Below are 26,719 nucleotides of genomic sequence, written 5' to 3'. Positions count from 1 at the left end.
GAATCTCAGTTCCTTGGTTTGCTGAAGATGTGCACTGCTTTTTTTACGATCGCTAATTCCTCTTCCACATCAGCAATCTTGTTATCTTTTTCTTGAAGTTGACGGCTCATTTCTTTCAACTGTGCCTCGAGTTCCCGTACTCGATCCACGCTAGCTGCCGGTTCATTCTTTAGTTCTCGATACTGGCTCATCCATTGATGCAGGGTACTTTTTGGGATGTTGAGCTCTTCCGCCAAGTCGCCCACTGTCTTTGTTTGCTCTTGAATGAACTGCACTGTCTGTTTTTTAAATTCTTCGTTGTACCGTTGTCGATGTTCTCCCATGTGAACACACCTCCGTGGACTCATTATCGCCAGTCTGTTAACTACTGTCCACTTTTTATTCTAGCTTCAAATAGCGCCACTGGAGTCCGAAATCTTGCTCAAAAGGCGATAAATGTGCAAATAGCGTCATCTGGGTCCTTAAGCATCAGTGGCTGAGTATGACTCGACAGTAACGGACCCAGATGACCTTAAACGTAGCATTTCCCCACATTTGGGATGCTATCGGACTCCAGAGCAGCTATTGGTATAAAACACACTGCATTTGGACCTGTAACGAGGAAATGGTGTCACTGGAGTCCGAAACCCTGATCAAAAGGTGATAAATGTGCAAATAGCGTCATCTGGGTCCGAAAGTAACAGTGGCAGAGTATGACTCGACAGTAACGGACCCAGATGAACTTAAACGTGGAATTTTCCCACAATTGGGGTGCTATCGGACTCCAGAGCAGCTATTGGTATAAAACACACTGCATTTGGACCTGTAACGAGGAAATAGTGTCACTGGAGTCCGAAACCCTGATCAAAAGGTGATAAATGTGCAAATAGCGTCATCTGGGTCCGAAAGTACTTGGGAGGATTATGACTCGCCTGTGGTGTGGACGTAGCGAGATCAGTAGAAGCAGAAGCAGAAGCAGAAGCAGAAGCAGAAGCTCCAGACGTAGCAGTGGAATAGGCACAAGGGGAACGCAGAAGTGCGGAAGTAGGAGTAGTGTAGTAGCCGTAGCAGTGCAGAAGTAGCAGTTGAGTAGCAGTAGGGAAGGCATAGGTCAGTTAGATGAATAGAGCTAGGCGTGCACTAGCGGGCTCTGACCAGTCTGCCATACCGCGCTATATGCGCACAGCGGTTTACCACAAGGCGTTAGAGTAAGCAGAGATTGTCCGAAATGGCTGATCTAATCATTCGAAATGGTCGACCTAATCGTACGAAACGGCTGTCTCTTAAGCCATGAAATAGCTCTCGGATAGCTTATTTTCTATGTTTTTATGACAGTAAATATGACACGATTCACAAGGTAGCGTAATCACAAATCTTTTCAAACAGAATAATCGTGATCAAAAAGTATTATGTGTTATTTAAAATAACATGTAATACTGATTTCCTTTTATAAATCACTATTTAAAATACATAATCAATATTGTGTGTCATGTATATTGACATGTAACCTGTCTTTAGATTATTATTGGACTATTCAAATTACAAATGAATAGTCTTTTTTTCGTATATCCTTAATAATTGGTTTAAGGGTCTCTACCGGGAACCGTAAATTTCTGGCTACGAAAATATGCTCAGGCATATTTTTGTGGCCTTTTTGTGTTACAGGCGTGAAGTTGTGCTGGAATTAACTCAATGAGGGGGAGAAGGGCTATGGGAAATATTTTGATCAAAAATGCCGAAATCATTACGATGAACAAGCAAGAGGAAATTTTACACGGGGATGTCCGGATTAAGGATGATCTCATCGTTGAAATCGGCACTGGCCTGATCCCGCAGGGTGACGAGAAGATTATTGATGCTACGAACCGTACATTAATTCCGGGTTTTATCCAAACTCATATTCATCTATGCCAGACGTTATTCCGTGGTAAAGGGGACGATCTGGAGCTGATGGATTGGCTGCGCAAACGAATCTGGCCATTAGAGGCCGCGCATGATGAAGAATCCCTTTATTATTCGGCTATGCTTGGCATCGGCGAACTGATCACCAGCGGCACGACGACGATTGTGGATATGGAGACTGTCCATCATACGGATTTTGCGTTTCAGGCTATAGCTAAAAGTGGAATCCGGGCCTTGTCCGGCAAGGTGATGATGGATCAAAAAGGGGGAGATGTGCCTGAGGCGCTGCAGGAGGATACCGCATCTTCTTTGCAGGAAAGTGTCGATTTACTGGAAAAATGGAATGGTTATGGAAACGGCCGGATTCAGTATGCATTTTCTCCACGTTTTGTGATTTCCTGTACAGAGCCTTTATTAACCGAGGTGCGGGATCTGTCCGCAAGATACGATGTGAAGGTGCATACTCATGCGTCTGAGAATTTAGGGGAAATTGAGATTGTGCAGGCCATGACTGGCATGCGTAACATCGTCTATCTGGATCATCTAGGATTAGCCAATGAAAGGCTTATACTGGCGCATTGCGTGTGGCTGGATGCTGAGGAGCGGCGGATTTTGCGGGATCGAGGAGTGCATGTAAGTCATTGCCCGGGTTCCAATCTGAAATTGGCCTCCGGAATTGCGGACACACCAGGGATGCTTCATGAGCATGTTTCTCTTAGTCTGGGAGCGGATGGCGCTCCATGCAATAACAATCTGGATATGTTTAATGAGATGCGATTGGCGGCGATTATTCAAAAGCCTTATCACGGACCCACAACCATGGATGCCCGCAGCGTATTCCGTATGGCTACTATTGGTGGGGCGAAGGCCGTAGGGATGGAGGATAAGATCGGGAGTATCGAGGTAGGCAAAAAAGCAGATCTAGTGCTCCTCAATCTCTACAATTTTCATACTTTTCCCTCTTATGACGTAGATCCCATCTCTAGAATTGTATATTCCGCTACGCGGGCAGATGTGGAGACAACGATAATCGACGGGGAGATCGTGATGGAAAGAGGTTTGCTAAAGACTGTGGATAAAGAAATTGTACTAAATGAAGCTAACCGTTCTATTAAAAGATTACTTACGCATACCTCGATCGTTTGAGGAGAGAGGGCGATTCGGATATCTTTATTTGCAGGGGATCACTGGACCCCCTGTTTTTTTATGAGAAAATATGAACATAAGGGAACTAAAGTGCCTTTTATGAGGTCGTATTAAGTGAGGTGAAGCTAATTGGAACTGGAAGGTCTTCAGCATAGCGAGACGATGAATGAACAGCAATTAAGAGAAATCATGAGCCGTTACGGAGAGGATATATGGAATTATATCTATTATCTTACCAAAAATTCTGAACAGGCCGATGATCTGGCCCAAGAAGTATTCATTAAATGTTATTACCGGATTGGCACGTACCGGGGGAATTCTTCATTTAAAGCATGGTTGCTTACGATTGCCAGGAATACTGTTTTTTCGCACCGGAAATCGCGCTTTTTTCGTTCGGGCTTATGGGGTGGTGTACAGCCATTGTCCACGGTTGATGTGGAGCAGCGGGAAAAAACTATTGAACCTCTTGGTATAGCCCGATCTGCGGAGATGGAGTATTTGGGTAATCAGTCCATTGGTGAGATATGGGATCTAATTATGGCATTGTCTCCCAAGCTGCGCGAAATATTGGTCCTGGATTTGAAATATGAGCTCTCTATAAAAGAAATAGCTGAACTGATGAACTTGAGTCACGGAACGGTAAAATCAAGATTGCACCGAGCGCGGCAAAAAATTCAGAACAAATTAAAGGGGGTAGAATGATGGAGGATCATCAACCGGAATGGTATGCTCAGGCCCGAAAAGGACCTTTTGGAAATGAAAAGTTTACTATGAGGCATGCAGACAACGTCATTCGCCGAATTCAAGAAGATCAACAGGGAACGAAATCTTTTTCAGGAAAAAGACTATCTGTGCAAATGTGGGCTGTGGCTAGTTTTATTGTACTGTTGGGCTTAGGCATATTCTTTCTGAACGGAAGGTTCCTTGGTAATGAATCAAGCAACCCTGCGCAAACTGAGGTTTCGTCGCATTTCACGGAGGCTGAGCTACAGCGGAACGCAGATCAGGTGATGCAGAGTTTACTTGGAAAGACTTATCCGCTAGATCACCGGGAATGGCTTAAGGAGCAACAGCAGATATTTTACTCTTACCAGAAAGATGAGGACTCCGCATATATCTGGATCGATTATGAGACAGGAGAACTGGTGCAAACGAAGATGAGCGCGATGCTGACAACTGCAGAGATCGACGCTGAAATGAAAACCCGTGCGGAAGAGATCAAGGGCAAACTGGGTTATGCGAATGATTCAGCTTATGATGTGCTCAGATATGTTGAATATGATGCTACACAACATTCTAGCGTGAAAATTGAAAATAACTTTAGGGCGGAGAAATGGCGTATCGGATTTGTAAATGGTGAATTCGATTACGCATCAGCCACGCTTGAGGCCTCGGCGGTATCAGAAGAGACGCGTCAAGCTGGGGAAGAGGCATTGAAGGTGTTGAGAGGTAACGGAGGTGATGAAGAGCTTAGTTTAGTATTTCGGGCTATGGACAAGGATCAGGATAGACTTACGCTGCAATACGGATCAAAGGTTTCGGTTACGCTCGATACTGTTACTAGAAGGATTGAGCAGATTAGTGATACAAATCCTCGTGCTAGTGATAAAACAGATCCCAAACAACTAACGGTATTAGACCGTGAGCTGTCTCTAATTGATGGGGATCGTCTACGTGAGAAGGCCGCGCCTCTGCTGACTAAGATATTTAGCGTTGCTGATGTGGGCGAATATAGCTTGCTTAAAAGAGATCAGGAGCCCGGGAATCTCACCTTTCATAAGCTTGGCAGTCCTGAGATCACTGTATATTATGATAGTGATTTAACGATCTGGAAGGTGAAAGAGGATTCGCCAGCAAGCCAGTCTTAGATTGAAGGGCATAACATAATAGGCTTAAATAGGGAGGTTCCACAGCCGAAAAGGCGTGGGGTTTCCCTATTTGTAGTGGGAGCGAACGGTGCACATTTTTGATAAAAAAAGTAAGTATTGTTATACTAGAACAATCTGATATTTTACAGAAAAGATGAATAGATTTCATAATCAGAACAAATGAAAAGGTAAGAGGGGATTAAAACGTGAAAAAGCACGGGCCGAATCGAGCTCAGTTCTATATTGTTGTCCTGCTGCTATGGTTGAAGCTGCTCCTGCTAAGAGTGCTGTTCTTTGATAGAATTGCTTGGGAGTGGATTGCAGCAGATGTTGCTCCAGTCCTCTTCATCATGGGGATTCTGACGGTCATTACTCCTTCGCGGGTGAGAACAGCCGTCTATTGGACATTTAACGGGATATTATCGCTGCTGCTGTTCGCAGCCAGTGTATATTTCAATCACTTTGGTTCTGTTCCGACGTATCTGGCTTTATATGAACTGAATCAGGTATTTCAAGTGAAGGCAAGCGTAGAATCAACGATACAGACTATTGATTATTTATTTTTCGCTGATCTTGTGATCATGGTGATCTATGTCTTGATCCGCAGATGGAAGCATGGAAAAGCCTATCCGCATGAGCGTGAGCGATTCAGCTCCCGGAACACACGATTGGCACATATGATGGTGATTCTGGTGGCTATTCTTGGAGGTTTTGCTTTTTCGGCCAATTCTGTCAATTCTGCGCGGGGAATTACAAATGAACTTGTGCAGGCAGAAAGTGCCGGATTCCTGAATTATGAGGTCGTTGCCGCAATCAAGGTCAAGGAAGATAACAATCTCATTGGAACCGGAGATATTAAGGATACAATCGCGAAGATTGATGAGCTGCAAGCTTCCTATCCTTATAGTAGTAAGGCCGCGGGCACAGCACCTGAGTATTTCGGCTCGCAAAAGGGCAAAAATGTAATTGTCATTCAAATGGAAGCTTTTCAAAACTTCCCGTTGCATCAATCCCTGAAGGGTCAAGAGCTGACTCCAGTGTTGAACAAGTTGGCAGATGAGGGATTTTACTTCCCCCATGTCTACCAACAGATTGGTCCGGGCAATACTTCTGACGCTGAATTTATGAGCAACACGTCGATTTATCCAATCGGGACGTTGGCAATGTCCACTGGATTCGGGGACAGAGAACTGCCGAGCCTACCACGTCTGCTGAGAGATAAAGGATATGAGGCGTACACCTTTCACGTGAATCAAGTAGGCTTTTGGAATCGGAACGAGCTATATCCAGCGCTTGGCTTTAACGGTTATTATGACAAAGATTATTTTACTAATGATCATTTTAATGCGTTTGGTGCTTCCGATGAACAGCTTTATATTACGGGTGTCGAGAAAATGGCAGAATTGCAGAAGAAAGGAACTCCTTTCTACGCACAAATGGTGACGGCATCCAGCCATCATCCCTTCCAAATTCCGGACTCTTTTAAGAAGATCTCAGTGCCTGATGAGTTGAAAAACACGATGCTTGGCGATTATTTGACTGCTATTAACTATACTGATTATGCCATTGGAACTTTAATAGAGGGTTTGAAGAAAAACGGAATGTGGGATAACACTGTGCTGGTGATGTATGGTGATCATTTTGGCTTGCAGCCGCAGGATGTTCCACCGGAGCAAGTGGAAAGTGCACTGGGGATTCCATACGATTCCCGGATCAGCCGCTTTAATATTCCATTGATTGTACATGTACCAGGAATGGAGCAAGGGAAGGTAGTAGAGCGAACAGGTGGACAGTTGGATATTCTTCCTACAATAGCTAACCTATTGGGGGTTTCTTTAAGGGAAGAAGGTTATACAGCATTTGGTCATGACCTCTTGAACATTGATCGTAACGTGTTAGGGATGCGGTATTATTTACCTTCCGGTTCATTTTTTAATGATGATATTCTCTATGTGCCTGGTAGAGATTTTGCTGATGGTGAAGCTGTGTCGCTGGATACGCTTAAGCCAGTATCGGATTTTACAAAATATCAGACTGATTATGATTATATTTTGAAGCTAATGAATTTGTCCGACGAATATGTGAAGCTGTTACCACAGAGATAGGGGGAATCATGAAAAAGTTCTGGAAACCGGAGTATCTCGTAGGCCTTGCCGGCTGCGGTATCATTATTTATTTGCTATTCGTAGGGCCATTTATTGGTGTTGCCGATAATGGAGATTTTCTGCGTATGATGAATACCATCGGTCTGAACTACTACGATACTGCTGCATCGTATGCCGATCAGTTTTTCAGCTTTAGCCATTCTCGTTTTGCGTATGAGGATTTGTTTAGGGGCTTTTATCCTTCCTCACAGATTTTTATAGTGCTTGTGCCGAGGTTGATCGGCGGGCTCATCCATGGCAGCTTTTTTGATGTTCGTTTGCTGGGTGCAGTTTATGGGCTTCTTTTACTGGCGGCAACTTGGCTGCTGGTGAAGTATAATGCTCGTGGCTCTTATGTTACAGGGCTGCTGCTGGGAGCAGCTATCTTATTTGTATTTTACGATATCGGGTATGTGGCCTATTTCAACTCCTTGTTTGGAGAACCGGTGTCGCTGGTGTTTATGCTGCTGACATTTGCATTAGGATTAAGATTAACCAGCCAAGAGAAGCCAACCACTAAAGGATTAACTTTGTTTTTTATCGCGATTCTGTTTCTGGTCACCTCCAAAATCCAGAATGCACCGATTGGGATTGCCTTTGCTCTGATTTTCTTGCGGTTTATGATGCTTGACGGAGAGGGCAAATGGAGGAAGCTGGCTTTACGTTTTTCGATTGCCATCTTTCTTGTATCCATCGTTTTGTATGTGGCAGCGCCAAAAGATCTGAAGCATATTAATCTGTATCAAACGGTGTTTTTTGGGATTTTAAACGAATCGCCGGATGTGAAGGGAGACTTGCAGGATCTCGGATTACCGGAGCGGCTGGAGGTACTGGCGGGTACGAATTATTTTCAGACCGATACAGCGATTAAGCAGGATGATCCTTCGCTGGTTCCGGACTTCTATGACCGTGTATCTCATAAAGATGTGTTGTTCTTCTATCTGAAGCATCCGGACCGGTTGATAGATAATATGAAATACGCTGCGAGTAACAGCATGGCGATTCGCCCGTATTATCTAGGAAACTACGAGAAAAGCGAGAATAAACCAGCAGGTGCATTATCCTATACTTACAGTGGATGGAGCCAATTCAAAAATAAACATATTCCGCATACGCTCGGATTTCTCTCCATATTCTATCTGGTGTATTTTGCGGGAGCCTTGTTCCAGTATTTCCGCAGCAGAGATATTCGCGGCAAAATTGCCGGCGAGCTGCTGATGCTGCTAGGGCTAATAGGGATTTTCTCCTTTTTGGTTCCGATTCTGGGAGACGGAAGGGCTGATATTGGCAAGCATTTATTCCTCTTTAATGTGTGCTTCGATATGATGGTCGTGGTCATGTTTGGGTGGATTGTTCACAAGGTAGTGGGATTTGTAAGACGTTAGCTTATGGAACAAATCAAACAGCAAGTTTCCGATTATGGAGACTTGCTGTTTTTATTAAAATATAAGAATTTATATGTTCCATATTGTAAATTATCCTTATATTTCTCGCTTAAACGCTTACCGTCCTTATAGCCGTCGAAGGCGTTTATGCTTGTTCATCCTCAAATAACTCACGCAGCATCCCTTGACGATCGTTCATAAACGCTTTGGTCACGGTATAATGTTCAGTTTCCTCCAAGGCGACGGAACGTATCCCCTCTCCCTCCAAGAGAAAAATTTCAGCACCGGGATAGGACATCAGAATCGGCGAATGGGTAGCAATAATAAATTGTGAATCCTGCCCGACCAGCTCATGCATACGCACCAGCAGAGACATTTGACGTAAGGGGGAAAGCGCTGCTTCAGGCTCGTCGAGGATATAAAGACCGCGGCCGCCGAAACGGTGAACGAATGTAGCTAAAAAAGACTCTCCGTGGGACTGCTCATGCAGAGATTTGCCTCCGTAGGAGTCTTTGATCGGTGGGCCACCGGGTTGTTCATCCAACTCATCAATATAAGAAGCCACATTATAGTAACTCTCCGCACGTAGAAAAAAGCCGTCCTTCGGCCGTCTAACCCCTCTAGCAATTCTAAAATACTCATAAAGATTCGAATGCGAGGAACGAGTGTTAAAAGAAAAGTTTAGCGTTCCACCCTCAGGGTTAAAGCCCCAAGCAGCAGCAATTCCCTCTAACAAGGTTGATTTGCCCGTGCCGTTCTCTCCAACAAGAAAGGTCACTGGTTTTTGAAAAGTCAGGCGATCCAGCGTTCGAACAGCAGGCAGATGAAAAGGATAGGTTTGAAAGGATGGCACCAGATCACGCAGCAGCTCCGCGTGTCGCAAATACAACGTGGTGTTATTCATAGTTCCCCCCTTGTGAATTTCAAAAAATAATCATCTTCGGACAGATTGGACAGAGATGACAAGTTTAGTGCCTCTAGCTAGACCTTTATAGTATAACAGCATCCAGCGAGTGGATGAAATCTTGACGGGGTTCGGGCAAGCCGGGCAAAAGACAGGGTACATCTGCCAATTTAGTTCTAGTAATGACAGATGTCCATGAGGCGAGTGCTGACTCCGCATATAGTTATACTGTCTTGAGAATACAACGGGGCAGGGTGAAGGCCGTGAAAGCAAAAAGGAGAAAACACAAGCGTCCGCGAGATTATCGCGACGGTTATCACGAAGGATATCGTCTCGGCATGTGTGAGGCTGTGCAGCGTCGGAGTACTGTAGAGGTCGAAGCCTGTCGGCCATTTAAGCTAATGTATGTTCCTCAAGGGTTCCATGCAATCGATACTGGGGTAATTGAGGCGCTTCAGCAGCTTGTAAGTGAGCTTGTGATAAGCACTCCAGAAGCTATGCTGGAGACCGCGGCTCGGGAGATGCCCGGGGCAGTGCTGGTTATGAATGGACTGCATGTTTTTCCGGAAAATCATTTAGAACAGATTACAGAAATCAGAAAGCTGGGCATTCGGACTGCGATCTGGTTTGTGGATGATCCTTATTTTACAGAGGATACTTCAGTGATTTGCCGGCATTATGATCACGTCTTTACGCATGAGCTCGGTTGTGTGGAGTTTTATCAATCCTTTGGGGTTCCATCCGTTCATTATTTACCGCTTTGCGTCAATCCAAAGATGTTCTATCCACGCCGTACGGCACCGCAGTATAAGTACGACATTGTGTTTATTGGCAATGCATTTCATAATCGGACAGCGCTGTTTGATGAACTTGCCCCCTATCTAAAGGATAAGAAGGTGCTGATCGCTGGGGGGTTCTGGGAACGGCTTGCGACTTATGACCAGCTTGCCCCTTTTATTAGGAATGGCTTTATCCCGCCTGAGGAAACTGCGAACTATTACAGTGGCGCAAAGCTAGTCATTAATATTCACCGTCCGTGGGAGGAGGGGCAGGATAACCGGAATAGCTTCCGTTTACCATCACGCTCTATCAATCCGCGTACTTATGAGATCAGTGCCTGCGGTACTATGCAGCTTACGGATGTTCGTGAGGATCTGGGCAATTATTATCGACCAGGTTATGACTTGGATACTTTTGGCTCTGCTAAGGAATTGCAGGAGAAGATTGAGTACTATCTGAAGCATGAAAAAGAGCGCCGAATTTACGCTTTACGGGGACTACAGACAACCATGCGCAACCATACATTCACTGCGCGTTTGCCTCATTTGCTGAATGTGATTGCTTCAAGTGTATGAAATCTATAACGGGACAAAGGAGCGAGGATGATGATGAACAACAATGAATTTATTATGCCTGCACCACCGCTACCTCTGACACCTCCAGAGGAAGAAAAGCTTCGTGGTCGTCTGAGTGGTTTTAAGGGCGGATATGATGAGGGATATTTACGGGGGCGGCTTGCGATTTTGGATGGTCGGCCAGAAGAAGTATTTCCTGTACGGAATATTCATGTAATGTATGTGGCTTCTGGTAAAGGATATCCCTACTCTCCATTAGACGATGCAGTCCTCTACGCGCTGCAAAAATTAACCGCACAAGTCACGATAACAGATGTACGTCAAAACTTAGTGGAGTTAGCCGCCGCTCAAAGACCGGATCTGGTACTTGTGCTGGACGGTATGGATTTACCGCTTGAGCAGATCTCCGTTCTTCGGGCTAGCGGGATTAAGACAGCCATTTGGCTTACAGATGATCCTTATTACACTGATTTTACAGTTAAAATTGTGGCGCATTACGATTTTGTGTTCACACTTGAGCGTAATTGTATTGATTTTTATAAGGGACTTGGCTGCCCTGAAGTTCATTATCTTCCTTTTGCCGCTCACCGCGAGCATTACCGTCCAACTACAACACGTTCACCATTGAATCGCGAAGTTAGTTTTATTGGCTCTGCCTATTGGAACCGGGTTAATTTCTTCCGTGAGATTCTTCCGGATTTGATGAACTATAACACGGTGATTAATGGCATCTGGTGGGATCGTCTGCCTGAAGCAGCGCTTTATGGAGATCGAATTGAGATCGGCAAATGGATGTCACCACAAGAAACCGCGGTAGCTTACAGCGGATCCAAAATCGTCATCAACCTCCACCGCTCGCACATTGATGAAGTAGTGAACAACAATACGCTTTCGATTCCGGCGGTATCTCCTAATCCGCGTACTTTTGAAATCGCGGCAACGGGTACGCTGCAATTAGTGGATGCCAGAGATGATATGGGATCCTTTTACAAACCTGGTGAAGAAATTGAGACTTTTGCAAGCCCTCAAGAAATGATGGATAAAATCCGTTATTACCTGACTCATGAGGAAGAACGTCGTGCGATAGCCCTGCGCGCTTTTGAACGGACGCTTAAGGATCACACCTACACTAAACGTATACACCAGCTGTTAACAGTAATTTACGGCTAGGTCATATGCCCGAAAATGGAATGGAAATGTGCGCTTACCAGGGGACAGGTGTCGTGCCGGCATCTGTTTTTCCTCGATATACTGTAGAACCGAACCTCAGCTTATGCCTGTGGCCTGATGAAAAGAAGCAACGTCTGGAGCGGGCTTGTATAGCGGAGCGGAAGCGACTGGCTAGATTCGAGAGCAGAGTGGAAGCGAAGGGGCGAAGCTCGGGAGCGAAGTGAATTGACTGACGAGATTCTAGAGCTAAGCGGAAGCGATGTTGCGAGTCACAGGAGCGACTATCTTCTAAGAGAGTTTTACTGCGAAGGATAGAATTTAGCGAAAGTTTGTAAATTTTTTAAGGAGGTGAATGGCTGCTCCAGGCCCCTCGTTAGGGAGCGCCGAAACGCCATGGCTGACAAAGCTACAATCGTCCTCTTTTCACATGTATCCAATACACGCAGTATTACGGGAGCGGAGAAGCTATTGTTGTTTTTCGCTCAGGAGCTTTCTCCGTACTTTAATTGTATTCTCGTTGCACCTCAGGACGGCAAGCTGACTTCTCAGGCTCGAAGCTGTGGAATAAGTGTACAGTTGCTTTCGATTCCTCTTTTATATGGAATGTACACTCCTTATGCAGGGTTGGAGGCAGATGCTCAGAAATTCCAGGAAAGCAGGGAGTATCACGAGTTAACAGACTGGCTGAATTCCCTGCGCCCGGCGTTTGTTATTACAAGTACCTGTGTGCATGCTCTGCCAGCAATGGCTGCAAAGTCACTGGGCATTCCGGTGATATGGAAAATATCAGAGACGATAACAGACAATGAATATACACCTATTAGTGTAGGGCTGATTCATCGGAATAGTGATGAGATATTAGCTATTTCACAAACAGCTGCAGCTTGCTTTCCAGAGGACGTGAGAGCGGAAAAAGTGATCCAGCTGCCTCCCTCTTGGAATGATAAAGAGATGATGATTGAGGCTTGGAGCAAGCTTCGGAGCGAACGGCGGCGGGAATTGCGGGTTAAACCGCATGAACAGCTGGTCGGTTATATTTCTTCTTTTATCAACAAGGAAAAAGGGCTAGAACATTTTGTGAAAATGGCTGTGCTTGTGCACGCGGTTCATCCAAGCTCGAAATTTGTTGTCATTGGGTCTGCTGGTGATAAAAGCTACTATGAGCGTTGTGTCCGCAAGGTGAAGCTTGAGGGACTGTACACCCGGTTTAAATTTGTTGGTTATGCTGAATGCCTTCCATCCGCTTATTGCGCCATGGATGTGCTAGTGGTTCCTAGTCTGATCCGCGAAGGCTTCGGCATGACTGCTCTGGAAGGAATGGCTTTTGGAAAACCCGTGGTCGCTTACGACTCTGGGGGCTTACGAGAAATTCTGCACGCAGCGGGCTGCGGCGAAAATCTCGTGCCAGCATCGGACATTTCCGCGCTGGCAGAAAGAGTCAACGTCATGCTGGCGCAGCCAGGAATGGCGTTAACTATAGGCAGTCAAGCGCGGGAGCGCGTCGACGCCGTCTATGGTCCGGCGGCTTATCGGAGCCGCCTGCAGGGTCTTGCGGAGATGTGGAACCTCCGCTATTGCAGCGCACCCGCGGTGCGCGAGGCTGACAGCGTGGTGGTGGTGGAACCACCCGCTGTCCAGCCTGACTTACCCGCAGCGTCGCCGGCTTTGCCGCCGCGAAGCAAGGGCCTGCCAAGCCGCGTCGCCCGCAAGCGGCGCGGCAAAGCCCGGGCGCGCCGGCGAAGCGGGCGCCCGTTGGTTTTGCGCCGCGTTGCTCGCAAGCGGCGTAAAGGTTCTGCCCGGCGGCGCAGCACCGCCGGGGGCAAGCGCCGCCGGGCCCGCCGCGGTGGACGGCGGCGCGCGGCGTAAATGCCTCGATTGCAGCGAAGTGGCAAGCTGAGTACAAAGAGAGATAAAAATGCTCTTCATTGAGCTCAATCCAGCAACCTGAGCCAAATGAACGGTACATTTCCCGCAAAAAGTGCTCAATCCAGCAACTTGAGCGCAATGAACGGTAAAAAATCCCGCAAAAAGAGCTCAATCCAGCAACTTGAGCTAAATGAACGGTACATTTCCCGCAAAATGAGCTCAATCCAGCAACCTGAGCCAAATGAACGGTACATTTCCCGCAAAAAGAGCTCAATCCAGCAACTTGAGCGCAATGAACGGTAAAAAATCCCGTTTAAAGAGCTCAATCCAGCAACCTGAGCCAAATGAACGGTACATTTCCCGCAAAAAGAGCTCAATCCAGCAATCTGAACGCAATGAGCGGTATAAATCCCGCAAAAAGAGCTCAATCCAGCAACCTGAGCCAAATGAACGGTATAAATCCCGCAAAAAGAGCTCAATCCAGCAACCAGAGCCAAATGAACGGTATAAATCCCGCTAAATGAGCTCAATCCAGCAACCTGAGCCAAATGAACGGTAAAAATCCCGCTAAAAGAGCTCAATCCAGCAACTTGAGCGCAATGAACGGTAAAAATCCCGCTTATAGAGCTCAATCCAGCAACCAGAGCACAGTCCGCTGACTGAGCCAAGTCAGACTATAATTAAACAGGCAGGGGAGTGAACTCATGAAGATCATGACGATTTTAGGCACGAGGCCTGAAATCATTCGCCTCAGTGTAATCATTCCGCTTCTCGACGAACATGCTGAGCGGCACATCCTGGTGCATACAGGCCAGAACTTCACCGCCAGTCTCAGCGGTATTTTCTTTGCTGAGCTGGGACTGCGGGCACCGGATTATGTGCTGCAGGATAAACAAGCAGGACTAGGCGGTCAGCTTGCCGCCATGTTCGGAGGGTTAGAAAGCATTTTACTAAAAGAACAGCCAGATCGTGTCTTGCTTCTGGGCGATACGAACAGCGCGTTATGCGCGATTTTGGCTGAACGTATGGGAATTCCGGTGGTGCATATGGAAGCGGGCAACCGTTGCTATGACCTCCAAGTACCAGAAGAGAAAAACCGCCGTGTCATCGACGCCGTTTCGACCATTAATATGCCTTATACGCAGCAGAGCAAAAGACATCTAATCAGCGAAGGTTTCCCCAGCAGGCGTATCGTGTTAACAGGAAATCCGATCCATGAGGTCATGACCCATTTTGAGCACAAAATCCAGACTAGCGACATTCTGGAGCAGCTGAAGCTTACCTCAGGACAGTATTTTCTAGTCACGGCCCACCGTGCTGAGAATGTAGACGATCCAGAGTCCCTTGTACAAATTATGTCGGGTCTTAACGCAGTGGCTGAGCATTTTGGAATTCGTTTAATATGCAGCATTCATCCTCGCACTCGCTCCAAACTTACCGAGCAATTTTCCCTTCCAATGAACCCACTAGTTGAATTTCATGAACCTTTCGGATTTTTTGATTTTGTCTATTTGGAACAGCACGCCTTATGTGCCATCACCGACAGCGGGACTGTACAGGAGGAATGCTGCTTGATGAAAGTGCCAACAGTTACGATTCGCAGAACGACGGAACGTCCAGAAACAGTGGATTGTGGCAGCAATGTAGTCTCAGGTGTAGATCAGAAAAGTATTCTTCGCAGCGTCAAGCTGATGACGGCGCTCAATCGGGATTGGGAGGCACCGGAAGGATACATGACTCCGGATGTTTCGGTCAAGGTAGTTAAATTCTTGCTTGGAGGGAACCTGCATGTTCAATAATAAAAGGATTGTGGTCACAGGCGGAACTGGTTCCTGGGGGCATGAGCTGATTAGGCAACTTCTGCCACAAAATCCTAAGGAAATCATCGTATTCTCCCGCAGTGAATCCGCTCAAGTGGCGATGAGCCGGGAGTTTGAAGATCAACGTCTCAGCTTTATCATTGGCGATATCCGTGACAAGGATGCGCTGATTGCAGCCTGCCGTGGCGTTGATTACATCTTTCATCTGGCGGCGCTCAAACATGTTCCAGTCTGTGAAGATCAGCCTTATGAAGCACTCAAAACCAATGTAGTGGGAACTCAAAATGTGATCGAAGCTGCCATTGTAAATGGCGTTGAAAAAGCAATTTACATCTCTACCGATAAGGCTGCGAACCCATCCAACTTCTATGGAATGACCAAAGCGATCGGGGAAAAATTGTTCGTTTATGCCAATCTGATTGGCTCAAACACCCGGTTCGTTACTGTACGCGGAGGTAATGTGCTCGGAACGAACGGCAGCGTCGTGCATTTGTTCATGAAGCAGATTAAGGATAAGGGTCAGGTACGCATTACGGATATGAAAATGACCCGCTTCTTTTTTACCCTACGCGATGCTATTACATTATTATTTAAAGCTTCTGAGGTTAGCTTGGGTGGAGAAATCTTCGTCATGACTATGCCTACCTGCCGAATTATCGATCTTGCTGAGGTGCTGATTGAAGCTTCCGGAGAGTCCAATGTGAGTATTGTCGAGACCGGGATTCGTCCGGGGGAGAAAATCCACGAGATTCTGATGAGCGATTTCGAAAGCTTAACTACCGTTGTCTACGATGAACAGTATCTAGTAATTCTCCCTACGCTGAACATGCCGGAATTAAAGGCACATTATAGCGCTTATCCTCATGTCTCTTTCAATAGCTTCAGTTCAGAGACGAATCTGATGGATCGGGAAGAGATCAAAAGCATCTTGATCCGGGGAGGGTTCCTGCAATGAAGCTGCTTATCCTAGGTGGAAACGGTATGGCGGGGCATATGCTGGCGGATTATTTTCGCCGCCAGGGCAAGCATCACGTCTTCCATACAACCCGGGATAAGAGCGATCTTGGCGGGCTGTATGTAGATGCGAACGATATAGCCGGAGTTGAGAAGCTGGTCGATATCGTTTCCCCTCATTGCATTATCAATGCAATGGGGGTTCTCAATCAATTCGCGGAGCGTGACAAAATTGGGGCTTACCACGTGAATGGCTTTCTCCCTCATCACTTGTGGCGAAAGGCGGAGGATGTTCAGGCAAGGCTCATCCATATCAGTACCGACTGCGTGTTCGAAGGAACACGCGGAGGGTACACCGAAGAGGATGCTCCTGATGGAACCTCTGTATATGCAATTTCGAAAAGCCTCGGTGAGGTGCAAAAACCCGGGCATCTTACGATTCGCACTTCCATTATTGGCCCCGAAATCCGCTCAGGCGGTATTGGTCTGATGGATTGGTTCCTGGCGCAGAGTGGTAAAGTTTCAGGATACCGGCGGGTGATGTGGAACGGGGTCACAACGCTCCAATTAGCCAAAGCAGTGGATGTAATGCTGGATTCCTCCGTATCGGGGCTGATCCATTTAGCGCATCCAGAGCCAGTAAGTAAATATGAGCTGCTTCAGCATATTCAGGCGGCTTTTCATAAAGAAAATGTGGAGATCATCCCTGAGGATGAACTTATTCAGGATCGTACACTAGTGAATACAAGAGCGGATGTCCTCTTGCCGCTGCCTTCATATCCTTTAATGCTGCAGGAACTGGCTGACTGGATGAAACAGTCAGAGATGTATTTATGACAGGGCAAAGACTTCTGATTACCGGAGCCGGTGGATTCACCGGGCAACATGCGGTTCGATTATTTTCGGCAGGAGGGGCTGAGGTTATCGCTGTATTGCGGCCGCAATCGACAGCTGCCTCCACTCTTTTTCCAGAAGGAGTAAAGATATATGTTTGTGATTTAAGTGACCGGAAAGCAGTAGCTGAGATGATCAAGCAAACTGCGCCGGACGCTGTCCTTCATTTGGCTGGGAAGAACTCCGTACCCGAGTCATGGCTTAATCCCTTGCTTTATATGGAGACAAATGTGATGGCCACCTTATATTTACTAGAGGCAATGCGAAGCTTGCCGAGCAGTCGGATTCTAGTGGCAGGCTCCAGACTTAAGTTCAAACCGGGTGTGGTGGCTGGGCCACCACACCCGTATAGCCTTAGCAAAACAATAGAAGAGCTGGTGTCCCTCGCTTGGGGCACCTTATTTAAACAGCCGGTTCTGCTGGCTGAGCCGTGTAATCTGATTGGTCCCGGTCCTTCCACCGGCTTCTGCTCTTTATTAGCACAGCACATTGTTCGAAGTGAAGTCCAGCCAGATGAGGAAATACCTCCATTTAAGCTCTCTTCTCGTTATGCGCTGCGTGATTTTTTAGATGTTAGAGATGCCGTTAGAGCTTATGACTACATTTTGCGTAAAGGTACAAATGGAACCATCTATCGCATCGATTCGGGGAAGCAGCGGGAACTCGGGGAGATCGCGGAGCAGCTGCTCAGTCATTCTGTAGGACCAGTGCCAATGGACTGGGGACCTGCAGATGCTGAACGGGCTATTTCAGAGATCGCAGCCACAGCGGATAAGAAGGTTCATTCAGAAGCATCAACCCCTGAGGCTGATGTGTCTTCACTGGGCTGGCGTCCGGAGATTGGGCTTAGCCAATCGTTAATGGATATTTTGAATTATTACCGAGTTAACGGGGAGGGGAGGTTGTTATGAGACCGAAGGTTTCGGTAGTGATTCCTTTTTATAATTGTCCTTATATTGAACACGCCCTGCAAAGTGCGCTCTCCCAGTCTTGGGAACCTTACGAGATCATTATTGTCGATGACGGCTCGCACGCTCATAGCAATCTAATTACACCGTATCTCTCCCGAATTCATTATTTGGGCAAAGGCAACGGGGGAACCGCCTCCGCACTGAATCACGGCATTTTGAATGCAACAGGGGACTATGTGGTCTGGCTTAGTTCAGACGATTTATTTTATCGGGATAAGATCAACAATCAGGTTCTGTTCATGGAGCAGAACCACTTGTTAATCTCCTATACCAACTTTAATTATATTAACGCTCAATCGCAGCTGGTTCAGCTGAATGCTGCGCCATTGTTTCCTAGTCACCTGGATTACTTACGTTGTTTTTTACACGGTAATCCCATTAATGGCTGTACGGTGATGTTTAAACGAGAGGTGTTTGGAGCCATAGGGCTTTTTGATGAATCACTTCCTTACACACATGATTATGACTTATGGTTCCGCGCCATTCTGAACGGATATCCACCTGTGATGTTGAATCAATCACTTACAGCTTACCGGACTCATGATGGCATGGGAACGATCAAATATTTTGATGTAATTATGGCAGAGGCAGCTGCGACCAATGCCCGCTACAAGAATTCGCTGCAGCACTTGATTTCTTCTATGGGGGGCTGAAGGTAATGTACCGGGAAATTGAAGTGAATGACTTTCTGCCAGTCTTACTGGAACAGTTGAAATTCTGCGAGAGTATTCTGGATATCGGCAGCGGCACCGGTACCCTGCTTGAACGATATGAAGCCGCAGTAGTGCTTGGATTAGAAATTCACAGGCCGTACCTGCTGCATCGTCAATATAAGGCACCTCATATTATTCCGGTACATGCAGATGCCAGTCATATGGATAAATTGTTCCTCCCCAAAACATTTTCAGCGGTTACCTTTATTGATTCAATAGAGCACTTTAATAAAAATGAAGCGAAGACACTGCTCGGGATGGCCGAAAGAATCGCCAATAACCGAGTAGTTGTATTTACCCCTCGGGGCTTTTTTCCACAGGAGGGTATGGATCATTATCATTTGCAGGGGGAGCATTATCAAAAGCACCGGAGCGGATGGGAGCCGGAGGATTTTATTGCACTGGGGTATGAGGTAACGGTACTGAAAGGCTTCCATCATGCCCAAAACCCATCGTTTCGAGAAGCGTTCGGTGAAGACCATGCACCAGTAGATGCCTTGCTTGCTTGTAAAACAGTATAAAAAGTTGAGCTCCGGGTGAAGGAGGTGAGCGCGTATGAGTGAAGAACCTAAAGTATCGGTGATCATCCCATTTTATAACTGTTCGTATGTGGATCTCGCCATCCAAAGTGTCTTGAATCAAAGCTATCCGAATATAGAACTCATTGTAGTCGACGACGGTTCTACCCTATGGCTGGAGAAGTTGACTCCCTTCCGTGACAGGATCATTTATATACAAAAGGATAATGGCGGGACGGCCTCTGCTTTGAACAAAGGGATAGAAGTGGCTACCGGAACGTATTTTGCCTGGCTCAGTGCAGATGATCAATTTCACCCGGATAAAATCAAAAACCAAATAGAAAAGCTCAAAAGTACGGGCACTTTATTTAACTATACAGCCTATTATTATATAAATGAGCAGGGAGAACGGATCTCAGATACGGTAAGTATGCTTTTTAGCAGCAGGGCCCATTTTATTGAGACTATGATGTTGGGTTGTCCGGTGAATGGGAGTACAGTTCTTCTTCATATGGATATATTTCGTGCTGTAGGAACGTTCGATGAAATGTTGTTATATACTCAAGATTATGATTTATGGCTGCGTATTTTACCGCATTTTAGCTGGTCTTATATTGAGCATCCGCAGCTTGATTATCGAGTGCATCAAGAGATGGGCTCAGTGATTCATAGTGAGGCGCAGAAAAGAGAGATAGAACTGGTACAAGCAAAACATCACGGGGTTCTATCGCATCTGCTGCTAAAGGAGAGAGGGGAATGAAATTAATATTTCCTGTTCTAACTCTATCTAGGGGCGGAGCACAACGGATGCTGGCAGAACTGGCTAATCGTCTGTCAGAGATCGGTCATGAAATTACGATCCTCTTGCCCAGCGATGGTGTCGTTGAATACGAGATAAATTGTGAATTGCGTTATGCGGCAGATGATGATTTGTCGGCCAACGATTTTCCAGTGGGGGACGTGATTGTCTCCAACTTTTATACCACAGTCGAGGTATCGCAGCAGGCAAGTAATGAGGGGAAAGGGATTCATATTCGCTTAGCACTTTGCTACGAGCCCACTTTTTTACCTGACAATAGCCGTTCTTTTGCATCTTATAGTTTAACCAGCAATCTGCTCGTACTTTCCCGCTGGCAGCAAGAAATCGTCCAGATGAATCATGGCATTAAGGGGACAATCGTGCCCATTGGTGTGAATCCTGTTTTTAGAAACCTGAACATTCGTGAACCTGAAAATAAGCTTGTAGTTTCCGCGGTTATGCGAAAGCCGGAGGGAGGATTCTCAGGTCATCGTGAACAAGATTATTTACTTGAACAGTTAAATCGGGTCAGAAGACTTCATCCAGAAGTTGAACTTTATTTGATTATTCCTCCTGGTGAATTTGCTGAGTCGACTACACTGCAAACTTTATTAATGGATGAACGATATCATATAAGGACTCCTGCAAATGATACTGAACTTTGTTACCATTATAGTGAGAGTGATATTTTTGTAAGCTCAAGTACGTATGATACGGGATCGCTACCAGGCATCGAGGCTATGCGTTGTGGAGCAGCACTCGTTACTGTTTACTCCGGTGGGAATATGGAATATGGCAGGCATGGCCACAACTGCTTAATGTCCTACCGGTTTGAGAATCGGCTCGCGGATGATATCATAACCTTAATTAAAGACCCGGATTTACGCCAGCGGCTGGCTCGTAAGGGGGAGCAGGATTCACAGCATTTCACTTGGGAAAAAAGCACACAATTGTTTCAGAATGCACTGTTTGAGATCGTAGCGAGGAACTCTTAGTAATATGTCCTTAAAATATAAAAAACCTTCAGTACCACTTGAGAAGTGGCTTGAAGGTTTTTTTGCTTGATTTCGGTTAGAAGATGGCATATGAATTCATCATTTCACGAAAAGACTGCGCATACTTCTCGGTTCCGAAGCGTGAGACCATATATCCTCTTCCTTGCTGACGGAGACCCTCTCGCAGAGGAATATTGTTCATAAGCTCCAGTCCTTCGTTGACGGCAGTTGGAATATTGCCAAGCGGGTAAAATTTACCCGTGACATTATGAACAATAAAGGATCTGACACCATCGGAATCTGTACTAAGTACTGGACAAGTGCAGCAAATCGCTTCGGCAACAGCATATCCAAATCCTTCTGTAATGGAGGTGGCTAACAGGAATCCACCAGAATTGGCTATCGAGGAATAATAAATCGGCATTACATGATTAGGAATATTGGTAAAAGTACTTAGACGATCATTCAGCCCTAAGGCGTGTAGCTCCTCCTGAAAGGATTGTTTTTGATCCTCTGCGGCTAAATTAGGATCATGGAACATCCACAAATGAAGATCTGGTTTATAAAGGCGAATTTCATGGGCGATTCTCAAGTATTCCCGCCAATTTTTATTGCTCTCTAGCCGGCCTACCCAAGCGATAACCGGATTAGCCGGAGGTTCAGCAGGGATATGCTGAAAGGACTGGACATCAACAATATTCGGAATTACATAACGATGCAGCCAGGGACAGATTTCAATAAACAGCTCCAACAAATGATCGGTTGGCGGGATTAGTACCGCATTACAATAAGAACGTAAATAAGGGACAGCATCTCTGATCAGAGTTTCCGCATGACTGCGTTTTCCAAGGCCTTGAGATTCGTATATCATAATACCGCGGTAACCGAGTTCACGCAGACGTTTCAGTAATAAATAATCTGATGTAACAATAATAGCATCGTAATTATGGGTATCCAGCAAATTTTTAATTTCTTCATCTGAAGATGAGACAAATACCGGAAAATTGGTCGTATTCTGGCCTGAACCCGGCATTAGATATAAAACATGGCATTCGATCCCACTTCGCTGGAGACTTTCACATCGCAGCTTATTTAATGTCTCCACCCCGCCACTCGGTACATAAAACGTAAATAGAACTTTCATGCACAAGCCTCCTGACTTTTGCGGAGCAATACCGACTTGTTGAGATATGGCTTACTGTTTATAAGATACGCCGATCTGCACTCGCGGGTGACGGTCAAAGTGGCATAGTTCCAAATCCTTTCAGGATAGCTTGTTCTTCAGAAGGTCATCCTAACGATCGTACACTGCACACATACAACATTAGAGATGGAGGATGAATTCATGTTGCGATCCAAGATCAGTATGTCAGTCTCAGCTGCATTGCTTCTCGGCTTGGTGAGTATTACAGGGTGTGGAACCAATACGGCAGAAAAATCTAATGTGCAAACCAATAGTGTCCGGGGAGTAAATGATGGGCGTATTGGTGTAAATTCCGTACGCGGTGGCACGCATAACATCACTAAGATGGAAGTTAGTCAGGAGCTTGCAGACCGGATTGCTGCTATGCCTGAAGTCCGTTCAGCGAATGTAATGCTTGCAGGTAAAAGCGCGTATGTAGCAGTAACTTTAAATGATGCAACTGCTGGCCTGCGTGCCAAAGGGACTCCATCGTATCGGGCAAAATCTTCAACCACTCCTCACAATTATGGACCGACTGGCGTAATGTCTGGTACAGGAAGAGTGAAAATTGGCCGTGATGGAATGAATGATACTGGAGCTGTAACAAATGGTATGAACGGAGCCTTAAGAGGTACTGTAAATACAGTTCCTGGTACAACAAGTACTGGACCGGCAACCAGAAATGGAATCAATGGTATGGGTAATTTGGGAGCGGGTATGTTGGGTACAGGTACAGGTACTATGGGAACAGGTACGACAAGAAACCATACTTATAATAATGGTCCTCTGCTGAACAGCGATGGGTCGAAACATGATGTAGATATGGGGATGGGAAAAGGTATGGGAACTGGAATGGGCATGGGCATGCGCAGTACCACTCCTAGTACCCATGACACGAATTACAGAAGTAATTCGACGCATATGTACAACACCAATAGCACGAATAACTCAAATAACACAAATAACACCATAAATACAAGAGAAACAGAAACAGTTACCAAAGCAATTAAAGATAAAATTGCTGCAGAAGTTAAAAAACATGATGCGAGAATTAAGGATGTATACGTATCAGCAAATCCTGACTTCGTGGAACGCGCTAATGTTTATGCTGAAGAGGCTCGTGCTGGTCATCCGATAAAAGGATTTGTGGATGAATTCCGTACCATGGTTGAACGAATTTTCCCAACACGTAATTATTAATGATTTTTGTGATCTAAATAAAAAAGCAACAATCTCACCATCTGGAGAGAATTGTTGCTTTTTTGTTTGGAGCTAATTTTATGAAGTGGTGATTGGACGTCCGCCGATCCATACGCCGCAAATATTAAATTCAGCATCAAGGCGCAGGATATCGCCGCGTTTTCCAGCCTCCAAGGAACCAATGCTACGCTCCATTCCAATGGACGCCGCTGGCGTAAGGCTTGCAGCACGGGAGGCTTCTTCCAAGCTGAGTCCTACCTCTTGGATCAGATAACGGAAGCCGCGAATCATCGTTAGTGTGCTTCCAGCTAGAGCAGCAGGATTATCTTTAAGGGTGGCGATGCCATCTTGAACGAGTACAGGTAAATCACCAATTGTATATTCACCATCACTAAGTCCAGTTGCAGACATGGCATCAGTAATCAGTAATAAATTGTTCTCTTTCTTGAGACGGGTCAATATAGAAATGGCTGCGGGATGAACATGAATCCCGTCGGCTATAATCTCTGCGCGAATGCGTTTATCGAACAAAATAGCGCCAGCCGCTCCAGGTTTACGGTGATGTAGGGGTGTCATCGCATTGAACATATGCACAGCTTGGTTAAGTCCAGCATCTGCTGCGGCAATAACCTCTTCAAAGGAAGCATCCGTATGCCCGAGCGCTGCAGTTATACCGTGCTTGCGCAGCCAGAGAATAGCTTCGAGGGCACCTTCACGTTCCGGAGCAAGCGTGACTTGCCGGATCATTCCTGGATAATCGTTCTCCCATTGTGCTAGCCACTCAATATTGGCAGGAACAATATGCTCTGGATTTTGTGCGCCGGACCATTTCGGGCTGATGAAGGGTCCTTCCAGATGCATGCCTGCAATTTGTGTGTAAGGCATTTCAGCAGCACGATAAGCGCTGACTTCGGAGAATACTTGGTCAATAGCAGACTTGGAAGCGGTCATGGTTGTAGCCAGCATTGTTGTTGTTCCTTGGGAACTATGGAACTTAGTGATGGCATTCAGCGATTCAGTATCACTGTACATAAAGTCGTGGCCAGCTCCACCATGAACATGTACATCTACAAATCCGGGGATCAGAAGATCCGTTGCTTGACCACTGGCAGGCCAATGAGCGTAACGCTCTGGGAGCCAAGCCGCATCGCCAGCATAGTGGATCTGCTCTCCAGATACGGCAATCACACCATGCTCAATTAAACCTTGGGGAGTCAGTACCTTACCGAACAGCAACTGTTCTAGTTCTTTATTTATTTCAGCCATTTGCCTGCTCCTTCATCTACGAGAACGATTACATTTGGATGGCTCTGCAGCAGGGATGCAGGGCATTGGGTTGTAATCGGGCCTTCAACAGCATTGCGGATGGCTTCAGCTTTGCCGGCACCACGAACTAATAAGAGGATTTGGCGTGCTTTTAGGATGCCTCCAATGCCCATTGTGATCGCTTGCCGAGGTACCTCGTCCAAACTGTCGAAGAATCTGGCATTCGCTTCCCGGGTATCATCAAGCAGGTCAACGACATGGGTTTTGCTGCTGAGGTTAGCATCGGGTTCGTTGAATCCAATGTGGCCGTTGCTGCCAATACCGAGAATCTGCAAGTCAACGGGTCCGTTTTCTTCCAGCATTTTATCGTATGCAAGGCATTCTGCTTCCATATCCGCTGCGTTTCCGTTAGGGATATGTGTCTGTCCTGGATCAATATCTATATGGTTAAATAATTGCTCGTTCATGAAACTGCGATAGCTCTGTGGATGGTCGACAGGCAAGCCGATATACTCATCCAGATTAAAGGAAGTTGCTTTAGAGAAACTCACAAGTCCTTTTTGGTGCATTTCAACCAATTTGGCATAAACACCAACTGGGGAGCTTCCGGTCGCAAGACCGAGCACGGCTTTAGGATTGCTTTGCAGTAGGCTGGCGATAAGATTCGCACCCGTTTGTACGAAATCTTCATCACTATGGAACTTTAGAATATTCATTAGGATTGTCCTCCTCGTTTGTTTCGGTATTGTTGGACATTGAGATAAGATTGCTCCAGTCTAGGAATAAAATCCCCAAAACGGGTGCTGACCATTCCAGTGAACAAAATATCAATGATGTGAAGCTGAGCTATGCGTGAGGCCATGTCTCCCCGGCGCATACCTTTCTCCAAAGATGAGGAGAATAGGGGGATATCCGCCAGAGTAGCCAAGGTGCTGCTGCCATAAGAGGTTAGTGCGATAGTGCTTGCTCCGCTAGCCTTCGCACACATCAAGGCATCAATGGTCTCGGGAGTCTCTCCCGAATAGGATACTGCGAACACGACATCACCTTCGGAGAGTGATGAAGCAGAGGTAATCTGCATATGGGAATCAGCAAAAGCAGTGCAATTTACGCCTATGCGGATCAGCTTCTGATAGAAATCCTGAGCAACAATGGAAGAGGTCGCCATCCCGTATAGATCAACGCGGCGTGCTTGGCACAATAAATTAACTGCTGCCTGCAGTCGCTCCAGATCTAACAGGGAAGTAGTGTCCCTGATGGAGGTCAGATGGTTCGTCTGCATCGCTTCCACAATCACGGAGAGTGGGTTGCCTGCTACAATATCTTGATAAGAAGAGCCACCATCCTGCGGCGCGGCATCACTATGAGCAATTTCTGCTGCCAGCTTCACCTTGAAGTCGGGGAAGCCTTTAAAATGAAGCACCTTACAGAAACGTGTGATCGTTGCCGGGCTTATTCCGCATTGTTCTGCTAATTCTGTAATGCCCATATGAACGATTTCGCCTGGTGAGGAGAGAATTCGTTCAGCCAGCTTTCGTTCCATTTGAGAGAGCTTGGCCTTCTCATGCTCGAGTGCATGCAGTATTGGGGACATCCATTCATCCACCTCGTTTCAATGGGGTATTGAAATTATTTTTATAATTATTAACTAAATGTAGAAAATTATTTTCATACTTAGGATAAAACA

Annotated in this window: 25 protein-coding genes and 1 riboswitch; of the genes, 18 read left to right on the top strand and 7 right to left on the bottom strand. The window is 46.1% G+C overall.

The genetic code is table 11. The features are described 5' to 3' along the window. Window positions 1-5: 5 nt before the first annotated feature. Window positions 6-323 (bottom strand): transposase, encoded by a 318-nt coding sequence (locus NSQ66_RS24975; RefSeq protein WP_036683594.1) that lies wholly within the window; start codon window positions 321-323, stop codon window positions 6-8. Window positions 324-1,520: 1,197 nt separating this feature from the next. Continuing rightward, window positions 1,521-1,619: riboswitch (purine riboswitch) on the top strand. A 70-nt stretch (window positions 1,620-1,689) separates the two neighbouring features. Between NSQ66_RS24975 and NSQ66_RS24970 the strand changes: the two genes are divergently transcribed. The 5 genes from NSQ66_RS24970 to NSQ66_RS24950 all read left to right on the top strand — a co-directional run bounded on the left by NSQ66_RS24970 (window position 1,690) and on the right by NSQ66_RS24950 (window position 8,424). Further along, entirely contained in the window at window positions 1,690-3,027 is a 1,338-nt protein-coding gene (locus NSQ66_RS24970; protein ID WP_339279448.1) for a 5'-deoxyadenosine deaminase, read from the top strand. A 129-nt stretch (window positions 3,028-3,156) separates the two neighbouring features. Next, on the top strand, window positions 3,157-3,729 hold the full coding sequence (locus NSQ66_RS24965; RefSeq protein ID WP_038573152.1) for an RNA polymerase sigma factor: 573 nt from the start codon (window positions 3,157-3,159) through the stop codon (window positions 3,727-3,729). Next, window positions 3,726-4,895, top strand: a complete 1,170-nt coding sequence (locus tag NSQ66_RS24960) for a hypothetical protein (protein WP_143761267.1) — start codon at window positions 3,726-3,728, stop codon at window positions 4,893-4,895. Before NSQ66_RS24965 ends, NSQ66_RS24960 begins: the two co-directional genes overlap by 4 nt. Before the next feature lie 206 nt (window positions 4,896-5,101). Continuing rightward, window positions 5,102-7,000 carry an LTA synthase family protein gene (locus tag NSQ66_RS24955; RefSeq protein ID WP_038573147.1) on the top strand — a complete coding sequence of 633 codons (1,899 nt, stop codon included), beginning with the start codon at window positions 5,102-5,104 and terminating at the stop codon, window positions 6,998-7,000. 8 nt (window positions 7,001-7,008) lie between these two features. After that, window positions 7,009-8,424 (top strand): hypothetical protein, encoded by a 1,416-nt coding sequence (locus NSQ66_RS24950; RefSeq protein ID WP_038573145.1) that lies wholly within the window; start codon window positions 7,009-7,011, stop codon window positions 8,422-8,424. Between the two features lie 145 nt (window positions 8,425-8,569). On the opposite strand, the gene NSQ66_RS24945 is transcribed toward NSQ66_RS24950, so the two are convergent. Beyond that, complete coding sequence (locus tag NSQ66_RS24945) at window positions 8,570-9,328, bottom strand: AAA family ATPase (protein WP_038573143.1); 759 nt, start codon at window positions 9,326-9,328, stop codon at window positions 8,570-8,572. A gap of 254 nt (window positions 9,329-9,582) precedes the next feature. On the opposite strand from NSQ66_RS24945, the gene NSQ66_RS24940 reads away from it, so the two are divergent. The 4 genes from NSQ66_RS24940 to NSQ66_RS24925 all read left to right on the top strand — a co-directional run bounded on the left by NSQ66_RS24940 (window position 9,583) and on the right by NSQ66_RS24925 (window position 13,719). Further along, window positions 9,583-10,683: a DUF3880 domain-containing protein gene (locus NSQ66_RS24940; RefSeq protein WP_038573142.1), complete on the top strand. Its 1,101-nt coding sequence runs from the start codon at window positions 9,583-9,585 to the stop codon at window positions 10,681-10,683. Window positions 10,684-10,737: 54 nt separating this feature from the next. After that, complete coding sequence (locus tag NSQ66_RS24935) at window positions 10,738-11,853, top strand: glycosyltransferase (protein ID WP_036679773.1); 1,116 nt, start codon at window positions 10,738-10,740, stop codon at window positions 11,851-11,853. 26 nt (window positions 11,854-11,879) lie between these two features. Next, window positions 11,880-12,077 (top strand): hypothetical protein, encoded by a 198-nt coding sequence (locus NSQ66_RS24930; RefSeq protein WP_141118501.1) that lies wholly within the window; start codon window positions 11,880-11,882, stop codon window positions 12,075-12,077. A 169-nt stretch (window positions 12,078-12,246) separates the two neighbouring features. Beyond that, entirely contained in the window at window positions 12,247-13,719 is a 1,473-nt protein-coding gene (locus NSQ66_RS24925) for a glycosyltransferase (RefSeq protein WP_052097299.1), read from the top strand. A gap of 116 nt (window positions 13,720-13,835) precedes the next feature. Here NSQ66_RS24925 and NSQ66_RS24920 read toward each other — a convergent pair whose 3' ends face one another. Next, on the bottom strand, window positions 13,836-14,387 hold the full coding sequence (locus tag NSQ66_RS24920; protein ID WP_339279446.1) for a hypothetical protein: 552 nt from the start codon (window positions 14,385-14,387) through the stop codon (window positions 13,836-13,838). Between the two features lie 36 nt (window positions 14,388-14,423). Here NSQ66_RS24920 and wecB point away from each other — a divergent pair, with 36 nt between their 5' ends. The 8 genes from wecB to NSQ66_RS24880 are packed head-to-tail and all read left to right on the top strand — an operon-like array spanning window position 14,424 to window position 21,383. Further along, window positions 14,424-15,518 (top strand): UDP-N-acetylglucosamine 2-epimerase (non-hydrolyzing), encoded by a 1,095-nt coding sequence (wecB, locus tag NSQ66_RS24915; protein WP_076103696.1) that lies wholly within the window; start codon window positions 14,424-14,426, stop codon window positions 15,516-15,518. Next, window positions 15,508-16,494: a polysaccharide biosynthesis protein gene (locus tag NSQ66_RS24910; protein WP_036679704.1), complete on the top strand. Its 987-nt coding sequence runs from the start codon at window positions 15,508-15,510 to the stop codon at window positions 16,492-16,494. Before wecB ends, NSQ66_RS24910 begins: the two co-directional genes overlap by 11 nt. Beyond that, a complete protein-coding gene (locus tag NSQ66_RS24905) occupies window positions 16,491-17,330 on the top strand; it encodes an SDR family oxidoreductase (protein WP_339279444.1) in 840 nt (279 codons plus the stop codon). Before NSQ66_RS24910 ends, NSQ66_RS24905 begins: the two co-directional genes overlap by 4 nt. Further along, complete coding sequence (locus NSQ66_RS24900) at window positions 17,327-18,298, top strand: NAD-dependent epimerase/dehydratase family protein (protein ID WP_036679701.1); 972 nt, start codon at window positions 17,327-17,329, stop codon at window positions 18,296-18,298. Before NSQ66_RS24905 ends, NSQ66_RS24900 begins: the two co-directional genes overlap by 4 nt. After that, complete coding sequence (locus tag NSQ66_RS24895; RefSeq protein WP_036679699.1) at window positions 18,295-19,011, top strand: glycosyltransferase; 717 nt, start codon at window positions 18,295-18,297, stop codon at window positions 19,009-19,011. The genes NSQ66_RS24900 and NSQ66_RS24895 overlap by 4 nt, the downstream gene beginning before the upstream one ends. Before the next feature lie 5 nt (window positions 19,012-19,016). Then, window positions 19,017-19,592: a class I SAM-dependent methyltransferase gene (locus NSQ66_RS24890; RefSeq protein ID WP_038573134.1), complete on the top strand. Its 576-nt coding sequence runs from the start codon at window positions 19,017-19,019 to the stop codon at window positions 19,590-19,592. Window positions 19,593-19,626: 34 nt separating this feature from the next. Then, entirely contained in the window at window positions 19,627-20,349 is a 723-nt protein-coding gene (locus tag NSQ66_RS24885) for a glycosyltransferase (protein WP_036679696.1), read from the top strand. Then, window positions 20,346-21,383 (top strand): glycosyltransferase family 4 protein, encoded by a 1,038-nt coding sequence (locus tag NSQ66_RS24880; RefSeq protein WP_076146400.1) that lies wholly within the window; start codon window positions 20,346-20,348, stop codon window positions 21,381-21,383. The genes NSQ66_RS24885 and NSQ66_RS24880 overlap by 4 nt, the downstream gene beginning before the upstream one ends. Before the next feature lie 76 nt (window positions 21,384-21,459). On the opposite strand, the gene NSQ66_RS24875 is transcribed toward NSQ66_RS24880, so the two are convergent. Then, on the bottom strand, window positions 21,460-22,527 hold the full coding sequence (locus NSQ66_RS24875) for a glycosyltransferase family 4 protein (protein ID WP_036679693.1): 1,068 nt from the start codon (window positions 22,525-22,527) through the stop codon (window positions 21,460-21,462). A 201-nt stretch (window positions 22,528-22,728) separates the two neighbouring features. On the opposite strand from NSQ66_RS24875, the gene NSQ66_RS24870 reads away from it, so the two are divergent. Next, window positions 22,729-23,766 carry a YhcN/YlaJ family sporulation lipoprotein gene (locus NSQ66_RS24870; RefSeq protein ID WP_051491082.1) on the top strand — a complete coding sequence of 346 codons (1,038 nt, stop codon included), beginning with the start codon at window positions 22,729-22,731 and terminating at the stop codon, window positions 23,764-23,766. 78 nt (window positions 23,767-23,844) lie between these two features. Here NSQ66_RS24870 and nagA read toward each other — a convergent pair whose 3' ends face one another. The 3 genes from nagA to NSQ66_RS24855 are packed head-to-tail and all read right to left on the bottom strand — an operon-like array spanning window position 23,845 to window position 26,626. Further along, complete coding sequence (gene nagA, locus NSQ66_RS24865; RefSeq protein WP_036679691.1) at window positions 23,845-25,032, bottom strand: N-acetylglucosamine-6-phosphate deacetylase; 1,188 nt, start codon at window positions 25,030-25,032, stop codon at window positions 23,845-23,847. Then, on the bottom strand, window positions 25,020-25,748 hold the full coding sequence (gene nagB / locus NSQ66_RS24860; protein WP_036679689.1) for a glucosamine-6-phosphate deaminase: 729 nt from the start codon (window positions 25,746-25,748) through the stop codon (window positions 25,020-25,022). Before nagB ends, nagA begins: the two co-directional genes overlap by 13 nt. After that, window positions 25,748-26,626, bottom strand: a complete 879-nt coding sequence (locus NSQ66_RS24855; protein WP_036679688.1) for a MurR/RpiR family transcriptional regulator — start codon at window positions 26,624-26,626, stop codon at window positions 25,748-25,750. The genes nagB and NSQ66_RS24855 overlap by 1 nt, the downstream gene beginning before the upstream one ends. Between the last annotated feature and the right edge of the window lie 93 nt (window positions 26,627-26,719).

Source organism: Paenibacillus sp. FSL H3-0329, from assembly GCF_037963285.1.
In the GTDB taxonomy this organism is placed as follows: domain Bacteria; phylum Bacillota; class Bacilli; order Paenibacillales; family Paenibacillaceae; genus Paenibacillus_AQ; species Paenibacillus_AQ odorifer.
This window is presented reverse-complemented; position numbering and strand designations above follow the sequence as displayed.

Coding starts and splice junctions, on each gene's coding strand:
- NSQ66_RS24975 (WP_036683594.1), bottom strand. CDS start 323: ATGGGAGAACATCGACAACGGTACAACGAAGAATTTAAAAAACAGACA.
- NSQ66_RS24970 (WP_339279448.1), top strand. CDS start 1,690: ATGGGAAATATTTTGATCAAAAATGCCGAAATCATTACGATGAACAAG.
- NSQ66_RS24960 (WP_143761267.1), top strand. CDS start 3,726: ATGATGGAGGATCATCAACCGGAATGGTATGCTCAGGCCCGAAAAGGA.
- NSQ66_RS24950 (WP_038573145.1), top strand. CDS start 7,009: ATGAAAAAGTTCTGGAAACCGGAGTATCTCGTAGGCCTTGCCGGCTGC.
- NSQ66_RS24945 (WP_038573143.1), bottom strand. CDS start 9,328: ATGAATAACACCACGTTGTATTTGCGACACGCGGAGCTGCTGCGTGAT.
- NSQ66_RS24935 (WP_036679773.1), top strand. CDS start 10,738: ATGCCTGCACCACCGCTACCTCTGACACCTCCAGAGGAAGAAAAGCTT.
- NSQ66_RS24930 (WP_141118501.1), top strand. CDS start 11,880: ATGTGCGCTTACCAGGGGACAGGTGTCGTGCCGGCATCTGTTTTTCCT.
- NSQ66_RS24925 (WP_052097299.1), top strand. CDS start 12,247: ATGGCTGACAAAGCTACAATCGTCCTCTTTTCACATGTATCCAATACA.
- wecB (WP_076103696.1), top strand. CDS start 14,424: ATGAAGATCATGACGATTTTAGGCACGAGGCCTGAAATCATTCGCCTC.
- NSQ66_RS24910 (WP_036679704.1), top strand. CDS start 15,508: ATGTTCAATAATAAAAGGATTGTGGTCACAGGCGGAACTGGTTCCTGG.
- NSQ66_RS24905 (WP_339279444.1), top strand. CDS start 16,491: ATGAAGCTGCTTATCCTAGGTGGAAACGGTATGGCGGGGCATATGCTG.
- NSQ66_RS24900 (WP_036679701.1), top strand. CDS start 17,327: ATGACAGGGCAAAGACTTCTGATTACCGGAGCCGGTGGATTCACCGGG.
- NSQ66_RS24895 (WP_036679699.1), top strand. CDS start 18,295: ATGAGACCGAAGGTTTCGGTAGTGATTCCTTTTTATAATTGTCCTTAT.
- NSQ66_RS24890 (WP_038573134.1), top strand. CDS start 19,017: ATGTACCGGGAAATTGAAGTGAATGACTTTCTGCCAGTCTTACTGGAA.
- NSQ66_RS24885 (WP_036679696.1), top strand. CDS start 19,627: ATGAGTGAAGAACCTAAAGTATCGGTGATCATCCCATTTTATAACTGT.
- NSQ66_RS24880 (WP_076146400.1), top strand. CDS start 20,346: ATGAAATTAATATTTCCTGTTCTAACTCTATCTAGGGGCGGAGCACAA.
- NSQ66_RS24875 (WP_036679693.1), bottom strand. CDS start 22,527: ATGAAAGTTCTATTTACGTTTTATGTACCGAGTGGCGGGGTGGAGACA.
- NSQ66_RS24870 (WP_051491082.1), top strand. CDS start 22,729: ATGTTGCGATCCAAGATCAGTATGTCAGTCTCAGCTGCATTGCTTCTC.
- nagA (WP_036679691.1), bottom strand. CDS start 25,032: ATGGCTGAAATAAATAAAGAACTAGAACAGTTGCTGTTCGGTAAGGTA.
- nagB (WP_036679689.1), bottom strand. CDS start 25,748: ATGAATATTCTAAAGTTCCATAGTGATGAAGATTTCGTACAAACGGGT.
- NSQ66_RS24855 (WP_036679688.1), bottom strand. CDS start 26,626: ATGTCCCCAATACTGCATGCACTCGAGCATGAGAAGGCCAAGCTCTCT.